The organism is Phyllobacterium sophorae, assembly GCF_003010965.1.
Taxonomy (GTDB): domain Bacteria; phylum Pseudomonadota; class Alphaproteobacteria; order Rhizobiales; family Rhizobiaceae; genus Phyllobacterium; species Phyllobacterium sophorae.
In genome coordinates, this window is sequence record NZ_PGGM01000015.1 from 86,312 (window position 1) to 102,264 (window position 15,953).

Consider the following 15,953-nt stretch of genomic DNA (forward strand, 5'->3'; position numbering starts at 1 on the left):
TTTGTCCGGCTGAGCGAGAGGTAGGGAGGTCACGTGATGGTTCGGCTACATTTCCATGACGGTTCGGTGACAATACCGGTACGTTTCCCGAAGACATCCTCAAACATCATGCCCTCGCTTGGGCGAAACCCTTGACATTCCTGGCGTTGCTCAGGTCCATATTGATGAAAACTAGGGACCGGCCACGGGTCCACGATGGAGCGAGCAAATGTCATCCCCTGCATCTGGACACCTTAGTCTGCACGAAAGGCGCGGCGCCTCGGTCTTATGGCGTTTGGTGGCGGAACGGATCGAGAAGGATATTAAAACGGGCCGATACAAACCCGGAGATCGTTTGCCGACCGAGTTCGAGCTAGCTTCAGAACTCAATGTTCATCGGAACACCGTCAGACGCGCAATGGCCGTTCTGAAGGAGCGTGATCTTTTGCGGATCGAACAAGGGCGCGGGACGTTTGTGCGAGAGCGAAAGGTTCGCCATCAGCTCGGGCCGAAAACGCGACTGACGGCCGCGCTACAGGATATGGAAAGAGTGGGTGAGCGTCGCATCATCGGGTCGGAACGGGTTCGTGTCACCAGAGACTTGGCAAAAGATTTAAGATTGGCCCGCAGTCGCTTTGCTCGACGCGTAGATACACTCACGGTCATCGATGACATCGTGGTGTCTATTGCGTCGAACTACTTCCCATTACCGCGCCTTGATGGCATCGAAAAACTTATCGCTGAGACTGGGAGTTTCAGTCAGGCTTGGGCGCAGCTTGGTGTTCTGGAATATCATCGCAGCGAATCGCGTATCTCCGCTGTTGCGTTGTCCCAGAAGGACGCGACGCTGTTGGACCTCCCACGATATCATCCGGCGATTTTCGTCACCAACATCAACGTCGACGCTGACGATGTGCCGATTGTCGTCTCATACACACGCATCGCCCCCCAACAGATGGAACTCATTGTCCGCTTTGAATAACCAATGTGCGTTTGCCGAAAACGTCCAGCATCTGTCATTCTGCTGTTGCCGGTGTGTCACCGATCCTTTGCAAACCCCTGCACATCCTAGGGCAGTTCAAGGACTTCAGCCTCAGCTGTAAGTCGAAGCCATCGGAGACAACATCATGCGCACGTGGTCATACCTCGTGGCTGTAACGCTAGTTCCTTTCGGATTTGGCGTCGCCCACGCAGAAACAGTTTTGAATATCTCCTACGCTCTACCGAGTACCTACAAGGCGACGCAAGAAGATATCACCCGGCGATTTGAAGCATCCCATCCCGGAATAAAAATCGCATTGCGAACTCCGCTCACGACTTACGACGAAGTGGTGAGCGATCTCCTGCGGTCAAACGTGACGGGCGGAGGCCCTGACGTGGCTTTCGTGGGGGCCAATCACGTTGATCTCGTTGCGGAGCGCGGCCTTGCTGTTCCTCTTGACTCTTTGGTGAAGGATGACAAGGAGCTCGGCGCTCTGGGATACTATCCCGAAATTCTGTCACTGGGCCGGAAGGCGGACAAGCTTTATGGCGTGCCGTTCGCGGTCTCGTTACCGGTTTTGCATGTCAATGTCGACTTGGTCGAAAGGGCAGGCGGCTCTCTCGAAAATTTCCCGACGACTTGGGAAGGCATAAACCAGCTTGGCCAGAAAATCGCCAAGCTGGACGGCAAACCAATCGGTTTTACTTTTCAATATGATGCTTGGGGAAATTGGACCCTCAACGGTCTAATCGCAAGCGCCGGTGGCCGCATGGATGAGAAAAACGGCTGCGGGACCGGTTTCGACAAGCCTGAAGGTCGCTGGGCATTTGAGACGCTTCAGATGTTCCACGACAAGGGAATGCCGGCGATGTCCTGGCAACAGGTCCCACAAGCCTTCGCATCCGGCACAATCGGTATTTCAGCTGCATCGGGCTCCTCGATCGTCAAAATCGGAGCACAAGCAAACGGAAAGTTCCGCTACAAGACCTTGCCATTCCCGATGAAGAGTCCAAACGGCACCTTGCCAGCTGGAGGGTCAGTCGTGATCGCGACAACCAAGGATCCCGAAAAGCAGAAAGCCGCCTGGGAGTACATCAAGTTCGCGACCAGCCCGGAAGCCCAAACCATCATGGTGAAGAACAGCGGATATCTTCCCGTCAGCCGGACGGCCGTCGAAAAGTCGGAGTTCCTCGGAGATTACTTCAAGAATCATCCAAATCAGACAACTCAACTATCGCAAATGAACGCGCTGTCCAGATGGTATATGTGGCCCGGAGAAAACGGGATCAAGATCTTTGCTGTCGTTCAGAATCACATCGACAACATCATCGGCGGTAAAGCCACAGCCGAGCAGACGGTTCCGAAGCTGACCAAGGAAGTCGGAGCGATGCTGCCAGCCTGCAATGCCTCCAATTAATATACAGCGGCGGCCGAGATGAGGCACTCGGCCGCATCTCTGCACGAAGGATACTACCATGGTCAGGACCGCGCGGAATTGGACGCGGTTCCTCTGACCGAAAACTTGAGTTCGAGGCGCTCCTTCCACTCGCCAACAGGTCTCCTCTAATCGCCTATGATCAACGTGGTTTCGGCGAATCCGAAGAGGTGGAACTGCTCGGCTCGAGGTTACATAATGCCCTGGACTAATGCAATTGTGGCCTGCCTCCATAACGTTGAACCGGTCATGTGATGGGATCAACTGTGAGATTGTTACCTGTAATACTGACGATAAGTCCGTGATTGCTTCCGGACGAAATCAATCTTCGTAAAAGACGCTATTGAGGCAGCAATCGCGGGATCCGTCGCCTTGCAAGCAATCATACTGCAGCAATAACCGCGATCTCAAGCATTGAACCGCCTTGAAGGGTTGATTGGACGCAAGAGCGGGCAGGGCGCCGACCAGGTACCAGCCAAGCATTCCAAATCGAGTTGAGTTCCGCAACATCTCGTACAACGTCATGCATCCAAATTGTGGCGGATAGCAAGCGAGCTTTATCTGAACCTACTTCATTCAAACGTCTGTCAATTTCGGCCAAGATGTCCTTTGTTTGCTCCGCTACCGACGATGACTTATTGGGAGATTTGATGCCCGAAACGTAAACGACCCCATTAAAAACAACCGCATCTGAACGGTGGAGAAATTTCCCGCTATCGAAGTATTTCGCTTCTGTATTATTCTCGGTCATGTCTGGTTACCTTATTTGATTGATGCCCGCGCCTGCGGCAACGAAGAAAGCGGATGGTTTGGGACGATTGACTGTTGCCCAGCGGCGCTGGCAGTTTTCTATAAAGGATAATGGGCGTCCGCGGCGTTTCTAATCGGTGTGGTCCAGTCGCGATACATCAGCAATTGCGCAAATTCTCTAGTTGTAAGGAACAGACCGGTCAACATATAGCATCGAATAATCCGATGGAAACGATGCAATCGACGATGGCGTGCGTTGCCTCCAACAACATAGCGATTTAGCCTACTGTAGATTAGTCACGAGGAAGACTGGAAATGCGCTCCTATTCGAATTCTTTGGAAAGCCCGCCAAGCTGGCTGGAGTTACCTTTAGCCGATTCACCGCGTGACGACCAACAGTTGGTCGGACAAACAAGTGCCAGGGCGGGGCGCGTTTCTCCTCTAATGCAGGTGCTCTCTTTTCGCCCCGATCTCGCGGAGGCCATGGACTTTGCCGGCAAAGCGACAATCAGGAATCAAACTAGCAGCCTAACCCCACTAGAGCGCGAGTTCGTCGCAGTGGTGGTCACCAGCGAATGTCGGGCAACGAGTTCTCTTGTCAGCCATACTGGCAAATTGGCGGCTTTGAGCGGTGATCCGCTATTTGCCGCCCGCGTGGAAATTAATTTCCGTCGGGCAAATCTACCGTCTCGTTTGCTAGAAATGGGTGAGTTCGCGTCCAAATTAATTCGATCGTCGCATTTGGTGCAATTGCGCGATATTCAAGAACTGAGAGACGCGGGTCTTTCCGACATCGAGATCCTCGATCTTGTCGGAGTAGTTGCTTATTTCATGTTCAGCGTGTGCCTTATAGCCGGACTTGGAATTGAGCTGGACAGTCACACCCTTTCCGATCGGACACGCGTCACAGCCTGAAACGCCCCTCTATTCATGAGAGAGCAGTGCACTCGACTGCTTGGCTTGGCAGCTGATCGCATCAACCCGCAGCTTATGAACTTGAATCCGGCCCTACATTGACCTTGCAATTAGCCAGTTAGGAAAACTGACAGCATGGCAAGATGCCTAGCGTTTCTCCGGCGCGTCGGTAGCGATGAAAACAAGCGGGCCGACGGCGGGCGACCAATTGGTTCGCCAGAGAAGGCGTTCGACCTTTATGTTGTCTTGTCCTGACAGCCGAACCGATACAGTTCCTGCGGCGATGTCACGAAGATTTGCCGTCGGGTCGCATCAACGGTCACCGTCTTTAACAGCCATCGCAATGTTTGGGCGTAGGTGGTCTGCCGATCGAGCTTCGGTCCGACATGCGGCCAGTCCGAACCCCAGACGGTCCGTTCAGCGCCTATCCTTTCCAGAATACGCTGGCAGGCCCGATTCGCAAATATTTCACTGGATCGGTACGGCGCAGACAGTTTCATCCAGACCCGTCGGGATTGAGCAGCTTCCAGAACGGCATCGAAGGCCGGATCGCGATCAGGGCCAAGTTCAGCGTCGAACATGCCAAGATGTGCGATCACCACGTTCGCGCTGTGATCGAGAATCTTGTGCATGGCGTCAACGAGATATTGTCCAGTCAAGCCGAGTTCGACGTGGATGCCGTGCCTGGCTGCGGCCATAAAGATATCCTCATACGCTGACCAGTCGGGCAGGTTGCTGGCATATTTCAAAGGAAATCTCAGCCCAGCAACGCCTTTTGCGGCAAGCGCCTCGATTGCAGCTGGATCCTGAGCTGGGTCCAGCCATACGACGCCTCGAAGGTCCGATGGCCTCGCAAGGATCGTATCCAGGATCAAAGTGTTGTCGAATCCAAGGAAACTGGGCTGCGTTAACACGTAACGCTGGATACCGAGTGCATTGCCGAGTTCTTCCACATTCACCAAGGACGCCGGCTGTTCCGGGTGCGGAAACCTAGGCACCGCCATTTCGCGGCTTGAACCGAATATGTGGACATGGCAGTCCACCACGCCCACGTCCGAAAACTTGCGTCCATCCCATATTTTGCCGGAGTCGCTCATGGCAGAACCTCAGCGTTCTCTGCAATTCGACGTGACATCGCGGAAGAATACTGCTGTTTCTGAAAGCGCTCGTTGGGCAGCAGGCACTGCGCGGGCATACATTGCATAACCATGCGCGAGTCCTTCATAGTAACGTACAGTGAGTGGCGTCGACGTTGCAGCCATTTTTCCCGCAAGCAAAAAGGAGTCGTCTCGCAACACGTCAAATTCCGCGATTCCGATAAACGTGGCAGGCAAGCCGGAGAGATCTGCATAGAGCGGCGAAATCAAAGGATCCCTTGATACCGTCCCGGTCGGAACATACCATTTGAAGTACTGCTCCATTCTGGAGTGCGACAAACCATATTGCCCAGGTCCGTATTGCCTGTAGCTGTCAGTATCGAGGTTGTCGCCGAAGATTCCGAAGAGCAGACCGAGACCTATCGGCATGAACTCGCCATGCTGACGCCTGGCAAGCGCCGCTGTCAGCGACAGGTTTCCTCCTGCGGACGTTCCCGTCAGGAATATTCGGCGGCCGTCGAAACCAAGCGCCGAACCATTTTCCGCGCACCAATCCATCGCCGCCCGGATATCATTAATCGCTGCTGGGAACGGGGCCTCCGGTGCAAGGCTATAGGCAAGCGAAATAACGGTCAGATTTGTCTCGGCGGCAAAAGTATGGCACGCCCAATCGCCCGTTGATATCGTTCCCCGTGCCCATCCGCCACCGTGAAGGAAAAGAATGACGGCTGCAGGATCTACCGTAAGAGGCCGATAGATTCGGATATGGCGTTCCACGCCGTTGATTTGGATAGTCGTGTCGGAAACGCTCGCGACCTGCGGAGCGCCCGCGGACCAGTGCGGGGCAAGACGATCTTGCTGAAGACGGTTTTCCGAAAGTGTGCTCGGCACACCGCTGTCCGCATCCTGGAGTTCCTTATGCTTCTTGATTGCGGCGAGCATATCTGGGTCGATGCTTCTCATAATCAGTACCAATGGGATTCAAATGAGATGGGGTGCAGTTGAGAGAACGACATCGTCAGATGGCCTCCACGGCGGTTCCCGTCACGAACAGGCAATCGCCGATTTTCACGCGAGCCGGGCTTCGCTTGCAAAGAACGACCCCGCCGTGACGGAAGAAAACAGGATGAGGGTCACGCCATGGCGTTTCGGTGAAATGCACGACCCCCGCCTGTGTCCCGGCCTCCATCGTCTCACCGAGTCCGACATACGCTTCAAAGACGCCCGTCGCCTCGGCATAGACAAAATCCTGCGTCGACTGCCGCAAAAAAAAGCGCGTTGCGGGTGGTGAATCCTCTTGGCCATAGGCCAAGACCCCGACGTGGTGCAAAAGGCGTTGCAGCCCTTGTTCAGCAGCCCGATATGCCTGAATTGAGAATGCTCCGGCACCCCCTAACTCGGTCGACATATGACCGACGCCCAGACGCTGACATGATCCCAGGAGGCGGGTTCCTCCCCCAATCAAACCTTGGATCAAGATGGAATTGGGCATCCCAAAAGCTTTAAGAAAACCAATCGCCTCTTTCCGAAGATCAGGGTTATCCGGTGCGACCAAATGAGCCGCTGGCAAGTATTCCGAAGAGTATCCCCCGGAATGGAAATCAAAGCAGTATCGGACCTGCGGGAGCAAGACGCTGTCGATATAGTGGGCGATCATCTGAGTCGGCGTGCCGTCCGGCTCACCGGGAAACAGCCGATTGAGGTTACCATTGTCGATCGGAGAAATACGGGTTCCCGCCGCGACCGCTGGGGCGTTGACACCCGGCAGAATTATCAGTCGCCCACGTATGTTCTGTAGCGAGAGGTTCTGCACCAATTTCATAAGCAGTACCTGGCCTTCATATTCGTCTCCGTGGTTACCCGCCATCAAGAGAACGCTTGGACCATCGCCGTTCTTCAGGACGGCGATCGGTACGGGAATCCATCCATAGCCCGAGTCGTTCACGGAATGAGGAACCCTGAGATAGCCCGTCGATCGACCTTCCCGGTCCAGGTCGATGTCGGTCCAAACCTTGCTTTTGGTCATTTTTCTTGCCTTTATTTTGGAAGAGCTGCACCGGCAGCGTCGCAGATATTTCGCAAGCCTAGATGAGTGGCCGGCGATGAGTGCAGTCACTCGTCTCGTATGCCCCGCTCAGGGCAGAAGCGGCCTTACCTCCTTAACGATGCCCTGAAGAGCGAGCTCTGCCGTATAGCGCGCCTTTGAAAGGGACGAAGTGTTTCATTGTAGTTTCTGAGTTGGAGGGCAATTGACTTGGTTGATTACTGGGGAAGCAGGGCTGTGACCTCGCGAGTCATTGCAGCCAACGCCGCCTCCGGTTCGACCTTGAGCGTTATCACCGAACGCATGTGATTGATCAGCACATCGATGATTTTACTGCTGTTCTGCCCCGGAAATGCATACCAGCCATCCAGTATGGAGAGTTGATCAACGATGGGCTTCATGTTCGGTCGATCGGCGTAAAATTGACCGAGCATGGAAGCATCGGTGGCGACACGGCTGTTTGCGGGTATGTAAGTGCTGTTCTTCGCAATAATCATCTGACCCTCCGCGCCGGCGGCAAACTTCAGGAACTCCCACGCGGCTTTTTGGCGTTTTGCATCCTTTGCAAAGACGACGCCGAGCGCGCCGCCCGCTGGAAGGCGCGCTTCCGGAGAAAGAAGCGGAAATGCGCGGGTCGCCACACCGAAGCGGCCGGCCGACAGCTTTTCGAAATTGCCGAGATTGCTACTGGAGTCGACAAGAATGCCGAGCTTGCCGGAAGCGAACAACTGCCTCACCTGGTCACGTGGCATGTCCACCTTTGCCTGTCCCGCCAAACCAAAGGATTTCAGAAGCTGCATCGCCCTCAGGCCCTCCGGCCCGCTGAATCCAACCTTATTCTCATCCGCAGTCATCATGCTGGCTCCCTGGCTCTCGATCAGAGCAATCCAGAGCCAATCAGCATTATCGTAAGTAAAGTCGCCGCCAAGCGTGCTACTGTTCGGATCATCGATCTTACGCGCCAGATCGAGAATACCTTCCCATGTCGTCGGCAGATTAGCAGGATCGCCACCGGCTTTTTTCACCAGATCGAGATTGTAGAAGACGAGCGGGGTGGCAACAGAAAGCCCCAGACCGTAAACCTTTCCGCCGAAGCGGCCGATCGATGCGACCGACGGGGACAAAGTCGTCTCCGGCGATTTCATCTCAGCGGCAAGATAGTCGTCCAGGGGCACTGCCATGCCACGGTCAACAAGGAGCCGGATCTTGTTGTTTCCTTGAATGGAAACATCGGCCAATTGGCCAGTCAAGGCTTCGCGCAGCGTGGTGTCCAGCAGGGCGATGTAGTCGCGTTGGGTCGCATCGATCTTGACGGCGATGCCGGGATGCTTTGCCTCGAAAGCCTTTCCCATGATCTCGTACATGTCGGCAACCGTGGACGGCGCCGCCGTCACACGCAGCGTGACCTTTTCCTGCGACCAACCTGGCGTCGTCATCGAAAGGGCAAAGCTAGCCGCTGCCATGGCACAAAGAATGCGTCGTTTGAAGTTCATCAGGTGCTTCCTTGAAATAGAGAATATATGTACCGGTGATTTTGTCGCCTATGTAGACTGGGTCTTTACTTGACCGCCCCGCCTGTCAGTCCTTCGACGAACCATCTTTGAGCGGAGAGGAATGCGATGATGAGGGGTGCGACGACGAGGGTTGATGCCGCCATCAGCGGCCCGTAGTCGTTGCCGGCTTCTTCGTTCTTGAAAGCCATGATGCCGAGCGGCGGCGGCATGAGAGATTGGTCGCGCACCGCGATCAGCGGCCAGAACAGGCTGTTCCAGTGGCTGACGACCGAGAAGATGCCAAAGGCGATGATGGCCGGCAGGGCCATGGGCACCATGATCTTCCAGACGATCGAAAGTTCCGACAGGCCGTCAAGGCGGGCGGCATGGATGACGTCGTCGGGAATGGTCTTGAAGAACTGCCGGAACAGGAAGATGCCAAAGGGTGAGACGACATAGGGGAAGATCAGCGCGGCATAGGTGTTGAGAATGCCGATCTGGTAGCCGAGGATGAACAGCGGCAGGGACAGCACCTCGTGCGGCAGGATCAGCGCGATCAGCACCATGGCGAACAGCAGGTTCTTGCCGGGGAAGTCGAGCTTGGCCAGCGCATAGGCCGCCGGCGCGCAGACGGCAATTTGCAGCACGACGATCATCGTGCAGACGAAGACGCCGTTCAGCATGTATTGCGGCAGGGGCGCTTCGGTTAGCGCGCGGGTATAGTTCTCGATGCCATAGAACTGCTGCGGCCAGAAGGAGAAGGAGGCGCGGAAGATCTCGCCCGGCGGCTTGATCGACAGTGAGACCATCCAGACGAAGGGGATGAGGATCAGCGCGCCGGTGATCAGCAGCACGCAATGGCGTAGGACCGCGGAGAGACCCTGGGAGTGAGGGGTGCTCATTGGTAGTGAACTTTCCTGTCCATGACGCGGGCCTGGATGAGGGTCAGCGCGACGACGATACTGAGAAAGACGACGGCAACGGAGGCGCCGTAACCGGTGCGCAGGTACTCGAAGCTTTCGCGGTAGAGCGTGTAGAGCAGCATCTCGGAAGCGTGCCCCGGTCCGCCCTGGGTGAGCACCTGCACCGTATCGAAGGTCTCAAAGGCTTTCAGCGCCACAACGATGAAGACGAACATGGTCACCGGCCCAAGCATTGGCAGGGTGACGGTACGCAAGCGGTCGAGCCAGAGGTCGGCGCCATCGATGTCGGCAGCATCGTAGAGATCCTGCGGGATCGACTTCAACCCGGCGAGAAACAGCACCATTGCATAGCCGAGATTCTGCCAGATACCGATCATGGCCAGCGCCGGCAGCACGGTGTTCTCATCGCGCAGCCAGTTGGCCGTCGGCAATCCGAGGCCGGCGAGTGTCTGGTTGACGAGACCAATGGTGGGATGCAGCAACGCCTCCCATGCAATCGCCATGGCGGTCAAGGTTGCCATGAAGGGCAGGAAGTGGATCGCACGGTAGAAGGCTCTGCAAGACTTGCCGCTTTCGATCAGCAGCGCGATCGTAAGGCCAAGTACGATCGTGCCGGGGACGACGATCACGACATAGAGAATGGTGTTGACGAGCGAAGCGCGAAAGCCTTCGTCGGCGAAGACCTCCTTGAAGTTGCCGAGCCCGACGAAAGAGAGGTTGCTGGCGCCGAACTGCCAGTCGGTCAGGGCAATGGCGAAGATGGCAAAGACCGGCAGGAAGAACAGGACGACAAGCAGGACGAGCGCCGGTCCGGCCAATGACCAGGCCGCGAATGTTTCGGCAAGCCGGTGATGGCGTAGCGCCTTGCGGGTGCCGTGCCGGTCTGCCGAAGAGCCAGCAGGTTTGATTGCAGTGGAAGCGGCGCGGCTCATTGCACGCGCTCCTTGATCCGCAGCACGGTTGCGTTTCGATGATGATCGTGGCGCAAGCGCTTACCGTCGGCGGAAAACAGCAACAGGCGCTCCGGCTTGACGCCGAGATGCAGGGTCTGGCCCGTGGCGATCTGCGGCGCACGTTCGGCCAACAGCCGCGCAACAACTGGGTGGTCGGTACCCGGGACGTCGAGATGGACATAGAGATCGGACCCCATGTGCTCGACCAGCCGCACCGCGCCAGTCAGGACATTCCTGCCACCGGCATCGACGAGATGGAACGCCTCGGGGCGGATACCCAGGGTCAGGGCTGTACCCGGTCCGATATTGCCGGCAATGGAAAAGCTCGTGCCGGCCGTATCGGCCAGTCCGCCTTCGCGCAGCCTCGCATCCAGCATGTTGATCTTGGGTGAGCCGATGAACTCGGCCACACGCCGGTCGTCGGGATCGTCATAGATCTCCTGTGGCTGAGCGACCTGCAACAACTCGCCGTCGAGCATGACCGCCACCCGGTCCGACATGGTCATGGCCTCGGACTGGTCGTGGGTCACATAGACGAAGGTGACACCGAGCCGATGATGCAATTCCTTGATCTCGGCCCGCATCTGCACCCTGAGCTTGGCGTCGAGATTGGAGAGCGGTTCATCCATCAGGAAGACGGCGGGTTCCCGCACCATCGCACGGCCGACGGCGACACGCTGGCGCTGCCCTCCCGACAACTGGCCGGGCTTGCGGGCCAGTAGATGGCCGATGCCAAGCGCTTTCGCGGTACGCATGACGACCTTGTCAATCTCCTCGACCACCGCATTCGTGCCCGGCATAAACCGACCCAGCAGCGGCAGCCGCTGCCAGGAAGAAAGCCGCCGCATGCGCAAGGGCAACGCCATGTTCTGGGCAACCGTCATATGCGGGTAAAGTGCATAGGACTGGAACACCATCGCCACGTCGCGGCGCTTCGGCCGCACGCCGTCCACCACGCGATCGCCGATCGAAACCGAACCGCCGGTCTGCACCTCGAGGCCTGCGAGGATGCGCAATAGTGTCGACTTGCCGCAACCCGACGGGCCGAGCAGCGTCAGGAACTCACCATCAGCGATACTGAGCGACACTTCGCGCAGAACGGGCGTCGCGCAGAACGACTTTTCTATTTTTTCGATGGTTATCGCTGACATCGGTTCCCTCGTTTCGTCGGCAATGTGAAAAAGCATCGCCTTGATGGGTTTAACTTGAGGCTGACCATTGAATGGTTTTGTTACATGGTTGTGACAATTATCGAATATTACGATGTCAGATAAGCGATTCTGGATGTGTATCCATCCGGTTCATGGGAGACAAATTTGACCGAGGAAAAAGATCTTTCACTCAATGCGGTGCGGGCATTCGTGCAGGTCGCACGCGACAACAGTGTTACGCGGGCTTCCAAAACTCTCGCCATCACCCAGAGCTCGGTCAGCCGCCATCTTGCGGTGCTGGAGGAATATTTCGGGGCGACGCTGATCGAGCGGCGGGGCCGCCAAAGCCAATTGACGGACTTCGGGCGACTGTTCGCCGATGCCGTGGCCGAGCCGCTCGATACGATCCTCTTTACCGCAAAACGGATGCGCCGCAACGGCAGGAAGGACGCCAATCGTCTCGTCGTTCGGACGTCGCTTTCCACCTTCGCCTATACGGTGCTCATCCCCAACTTGCGCGAATTCTCGAAAGAAATGAGCGGCGTTACGGTCGACGTGATCAGCACCTTATCCGCCCCCGCTTCGACCGACAGCTTCGACGTACTGTTGACCCGAGACCTGATGCTGACCGAGCCTGCCGACCGCTGGGACGTCCATGACGAACAACTCGTCTGCGTCGGTGCCCCGGATTGTGTCGCTGGGCGCGGTCTGCAGGCCTTGCGGAGCACCCCGGTTATTGCCGTTACCTCGCGGCCTGACATTCTGCCGACCTGGCTGCGAGGAATGGACCTGAAGACATCCGATATCACCACAGGTGCCCGCTACGATCACCATTATCTCGCCCTGCCGGCGGTAACCACCGGGCAGAGCTTGCTTGTGACACCACATATCGTGGTTGCTGATCTGATCAGGCAGGGCCTCCTGGAAGTGCTTGCCGGGTCACGCGCGCCAAGCGGCATGCAGTACCGTGCCTATGCGATCGATCGCAGCGACAACCCGGATATCGCCCGCGCCTTCTGCCGTTGGCTCACGAGGCTTTGCCGCAAAATGACAGAGGAAGAAGTCCCGATCAAATAGGTGGCAGCCGGTTTCATCGGGAAATGCGATCATCAGACACGTTTTACGCGATGCTGCAATTGGCAGGTTGCGGCTACCTTGGCTAATTCTGGGTCAAACCCAGTGTTTCGAGGAGAGTTGCATTGTCACTCATCGCCAAAAGACTACAAGCCGTCCGTCCCTCTCAAACCAAGGCTATGACTGCAGCTGCCGCCGCCCTGAAGGAAAAGGGCATCAATGTCATCACGCTTAGCCAGGGCGAGCCGGATTTCGACACCCCGGAAGCGGTTCGCAATGCAGGTATCGCCGCCATTCGCAATGGCAGGACACGTTACACCCCTGTTGCCGGCGTCAAGCCACTGCGCGAAGCGATTAGGGAAAAACTGCTCCACGACAACAGCCTCGACTACGACATCGACGCGATCACCGTCGGCTGCGGCGCCAAGCAGGTCGTCTTCAATGCGCTCTTCGCAAGTCTCGATCCGGGCGACGAGGTCATCATTCCGACGCCTTGCTGGGTGTCCTATCCCGATATGGTGCGGCTTGCCGGCGGCGAGCCGGTTCTCGTTGCCTGCCACGAACGTTTCGGTTTCAAGCTGAAGCCGCAAGAGCTGGAGGCGGCGATTACGCCGCGCACAAAGTGGCTGATGCTGAATTCACCCAACAATCCGACCGGTGCGGTCTATTCGAAGGCTGAACTTGCCGCACTGGCCGGTGTCCTCCGTCGCTATGATCAGGTACACGTGCTTGCCGACGATATCTACGAGAAGCTCGTTTATGGTGTGACGTTTGCCACGATGGCCGAGGCCGCGCCGGACCTGATCGATCGGACGCTCACCGTCAACGGCGTTTCCAAGTCCAGCGCCATGACCGGATGGCGCCTCGGCTATGGCGCCGGGCCGAAGCATCTGATCAAGGCGATGAATACGATCCAGGGGCAGACCTCGTCCCACACCAGCTCGATCTCGCAATATGCGGCGATCGAGGCGATCGGCGGCAACCAGGACTACATCGGCGATTTCGTCTCGAGCTTCCGCAAGCGCCGGGACCTGGTGGTCGAGAAAATCAACGAGGCAGAAGGCCTCAAATGCCGCACCCCGGATGGCGCCTTCTATGTCTTCGTCAATTGCGCCGGCGTGCTCGGCAAGCTCACGCCGCAGGGCAAGGTGATCGAGACCGACATGGATTTCGCCATGTACCTGCTGGAGCAGTTCGGCGTTGCCGTGGTGCCGGGCAGCGGCTTCATGGCCTCACCCTATATCCGTATTTCCTATGCCGCGTCGATCGAGGACCTGCAGCACGCCTGCGGCCGTATCCTTGCCGCCTGCGAAGCCCTATCCGAAAGTGAGAAGATCTATGAGCAAAGCAAGAAAACTGCGTGACCGCATGGCCGAACGCGGCCTCGTCCACATCATGGCCGCCCACAGCCCACTGTCGGCGATCCTTGCCGAGGAGGCCGGCTTCGACGGTCTCTGGGCGTCCGGCTTCGAGCTTTCGGCGCTTTACGGTCTTGCCGATATGAGCCTGATCACGATGACCCAGCATCTCGATATGCTGCGGGCGATCGCCGGTCAGTCGTCGCTGCCCATCGTTGCGGATATCGATACCGGTTATGGCAATGCCTTGAACGTCATCCATGCCATCCGCGAATACGAAAAGGCGGGCACGGCCGCCGTCGTGATCGAGGACAAGACCTTCCCCAAAGTCACCAGCCTTGCCGCTGATGGGAGGCAAGAGCTACTGCGAATTGAGGAGTTCCAGGGCAAGATCGAAGCTGCGGTCTCCGCTCGCAGCGATCCGGATTTCCTCGTCATCGCCCGCACGGAAGCTTTGATCGCGGGCCTCGGCGAAGACGAGGCGCTGAAGCGCGGCCTGGCCTATGCCGAGGCCGGCGCGGACATGGTCCTGATCCACTCCAAGAAGAAGGACCCGGCCGAAATCGAGAGCTTCTCGCGCGCGTGGGACGGGCCTGTCCCGCTGGTCATCGTCCCCAATGCTTATCCGGAACTCGACGCTACTCGCGTCCGCTCGCTCGGCAACATCAAGATGACGATCTACGGCAATTATGGTATCCGTGCCGCCACGACAGCAATGCAGGATGCATTCCGGCGGATCATCGCCGATGGCGGCGTCCAGAACGTCCATAAGGACATCGTGCCCGTCGAAGAAATCTTCCGGCTTCAAAAGATGGACCAGGTCAAGAAACAGGAAAAGCGGTTTTTAAGATAGGTAGCCACTCATGCGGTTTACTCGCGCCAATTCAGACCGACCGGACTTCGGTATCTCCGTTGTCAAAGACGGAGATACCATCTCGATGCATTTCGACCTCGATCAGATCGCGGCGTTTCGCTCCAAGTTCGGAGATGAAGTCTTCGTTGAGGTCGCGACGCGATATGTAGAAGAGAGAGCCGACGCGCTCTCTGCGCATGGCGAGCTTTGGCTTTGGAAGGAAGCGGTTCGAGCTCATGTGATGGCGCCGCTATAAATGGCAAGAGCGACCGCGACAGAACCGGATAGTTCCATAATAAGGCTTATGCAATTAAGTGATTGATTTAATTGGATAAAATTTTGCCAAGGGCGGCGTTTTCCCAACAGGCACACAGGTCAAATGAACAATTGGGATGTCAGATATTATTGAACGGGCAGAAATAGCATTGCTCGCACCGCCAAACTGGCGGGATGCAGCGAAAGCCAGGTCAAACGTGTTTGGGCAGAACATCGTTGCAGCGTAAGTAATGAAACCCTAAACGCCCAATCGAGGTGCTAATAAAATGCAACCTAAGCCAGCGAAAGTGAGATAGCCACGTATTGAATGCCAAAGCATGAATCAGAATTAGAAGCGCGCAGGTGACACGCAGTACTCGTCGCGCGCTGCACGTGAGCCCACATGCGGCGGCAGAACAGGTTCAACCAAATTTCAACTCACTGAGAGGGAAGAAAGGGCTCTGCCCTCTCTCCCCCACAAGCAGAAAGCCGGCCTTCCCCATGCTTCGACCTTGCCTGCAGCACCGTCCTCGTTGCGGACACCAGTCGGCCCTACGGGTGGGTGTGATCCCCCTTCCGGTTCTCAGCTTGTCCCCCGTTCTCCCGGTCCTCGCCTGACGGGCAGGGGCAGGACGAGGCCTGCCCTGCTTCCACTGGAAGGGAAGAAAGGGGGGCTTGAAAAGGAGCTGAA

Annotated in this window: 15 protein-coding genes; 6 read left to right on the top strand and 9 right to left on the bottom strand. The window is 56.9% G+C overall.

What is annotated here, in order from left to right; all coding sequences use genetic code 11:
• The first annotated feature begins 208 nt into the window (after positions 1 to 208).
• Together phnF and CU103_RS25225 are read left to right on the top strand one after the other, a co-directional pair.
• On the top strand, positions 209 to 961 hold the full coding sequence (gene phnF / locus CU103_RS25220) for a phosphonate metabolism transcriptional regulator PhnF (RefSeq protein WP_106666782.1): 753 nt from the start codon (positions 209 to 211) through the stop codon (positions 959 to 961).
• A gap of 145 nt (positions 962 to 1,106) precedes the next feature.
• Positions 1,107 to 2,378 (top strand): extracellular solute-binding protein, encoded by a 1,272-nt coding sequence (locus CU103_RS25225; protein WP_106666783.1) that lies wholly within the window; start codon positions 1,107 to 1,109, stop codon positions 2,376 to 2,378.
• A gap of 400 nt (positions 2,379 to 2,778) precedes the next feature.
• Here CU103_RS25225 and CU103_RS25230 read toward each other — a convergent pair whose 3' ends face one another.
• Positions 2,779 to 3,147 (bottom strand): RidA family protein, encoded by a 369-nt coding sequence (locus CU103_RS25230; protein ID WP_106666784.1) that lies wholly within the window; start codon positions 3,145 to 3,147, stop codon positions 2,779 to 2,781.
• Between the two features lie 314 nt (positions 3,148 to 3,461).
• On the opposite strand from CU103_RS25230, the gene CU103_RS25235 reads away from it, so the two are divergent.
• Positions 3,462 to 4,061 (top strand): peroxidase-related enzyme, encoded by a 600-nt coding sequence (locus CU103_RS25235; protein WP_106666785.1) that lies wholly within the window; start codon positions 3,462 to 3,464, stop codon positions 4,059 to 4,061.
• A 236-nt stretch (positions 4,062 to 4,297) separates the two neighbouring features.
• Here the strand turns inward: CU103_RS25235 and CU103_RS25240 are convergent, their stop codons facing one another.
• From CU103_RS25240 to CU103_RS25270, 7 genes are all read right to left on the bottom strand, one after another.
• Positions 4,298 to 5,158 (bottom strand): amidohydrolase family protein, encoded by an 861-nt coding sequence (locus CU103_RS25240; RefSeq protein ID WP_106666786.1) that lies wholly within the window; start codon positions 5,156 to 5,158, stop codon positions 4,298 to 4,300.
• Between the two features lie 9 nt (positions 5,159 to 5,167).
• Positions 5,168 to 6,121 carry an alpha/beta hydrolase gene (locus CU103_RS25245; RefSeq protein WP_106666787.1) on the bottom strand — a complete coding sequence of 318 codons (954 nt, stop codon included), beginning with the start codon at positions 6,119 to 6,121 and terminating at the stop codon, positions 5,168 to 5,170.
• Positions 6,122 to 6,176: 55 nt separating this feature from the next.
• Positions 6,177 to 7,274: a succinylglutamate desuccinylase/aspartoacylase family protein gene (locus CU103_RS25250; protein ID WP_245448998.1), complete on the bottom strand. Its 1,098-nt coding sequence runs from the start codon at positions 7,272 to 7,274 to the stop codon at positions 6,177 to 6,179.
• A gap of 146 nt (positions 7,275 to 7,420) precedes the next feature.
• A complete protein-coding gene (locus CU103_RS25255) occupies positions 7,421 to 8,695 on the bottom strand; it encodes an ABC transporter substrate-binding protein (RefSeq protein WP_106666789.1) in 1,275 nt (424 codons plus the stop codon).
• A gap of 65 nt (positions 8,696 to 8,760) precedes the next feature.
• Positions 8,761 to 9,597: a carbohydrate ABC transporter permease gene (locus tag CU103_RS25260; protein ID WP_106666790.1), complete on the bottom strand. Its 837-nt coding sequence runs from the start codon at positions 9,595 to 9,597 to the stop codon at positions 8,761 to 8,763.
• Positions 9,594 to 10,550 (bottom strand): carbohydrate ABC transporter permease, encoded by a 957-nt coding sequence (locus CU103_RS25265; RefSeq protein WP_245448999.1) that lies wholly within the window; start codon positions 10,548 to 10,550, stop codon positions 9,594 to 9,596. Before CU103_RS25265 ends, CU103_RS25260 begins: the two co-directional genes overlap by 4 nt.
• Entirely contained in the window at positions 10,547 to 11,722 is a 1,176-nt protein-coding gene (locus tag CU103_RS25270; RefSeq protein ID WP_106666879.1) for an ABC transporter ATP-binding protein, read from the bottom strand. Before CU103_RS25270 ends, CU103_RS25265 begins: the two co-directional genes overlap by 4 nt.
• A gap of 165 nt (positions 11,723 to 11,887) precedes the next feature.
• Here CU103_RS25270 and CU103_RS25275 point away from each other — a divergent pair, with 165 nt between their 5' ends.
• The 3 genes from CU103_RS25275 to CU103_RS25285 all read left to right on the top strand — a co-directional run bounded on the left by CU103_RS25275 (position 11,888) and on the right by CU103_RS25285 (position 15,007).
• Complete coding sequence (locus tag CU103_RS25275) at positions 11,888 to 12,799, top strand: LysR family transcriptional regulator (protein ID WP_106666791.1); 912 nt, start codon at positions 11,888 to 11,890, stop codon at positions 12,797 to 12,799.
• A 122-nt stretch (positions 12,800 to 12,921) separates the two neighbouring features.
• On the top strand, positions 12,922 to 14,160 hold the full coding sequence (locus CU103_RS25280; protein ID WP_170117124.1) for a pyridoxal phosphate-dependent aminotransferase: 1,239 nt from the start codon (positions 12,922 to 12,924) through the stop codon (positions 14,158 to 14,160).
• Entirely contained in the window at positions 14,135 to 15,007 is an 873-nt protein-coding gene (locus tag CU103_RS25285) for an isocitrate lyase/phosphoenolpyruvate mutase family protein (RefSeq protein WP_106666793.1), read from the top strand. Before CU103_RS25280 ends, CU103_RS25285 begins: the two co-directional genes overlap by 26 nt.
• 31 nt (positions 15,008 to 15,038) lie before the next feature.
• On the opposite strand, the gene CU103_RS31200 is transcribed toward CU103_RS25285, so the two are convergent.
• Positions 15,039 to 15,245 (bottom strand): hypothetical protein, encoded by a 207-nt coding sequence (locus CU103_RS31200; protein ID WP_146147864.1) that lies wholly within the window; start codon positions 15,243 to 15,245, stop codon positions 15,039 to 15,041.
• Positions 15,246 to 15,953 lie beyond the last annotated feature (708 nt).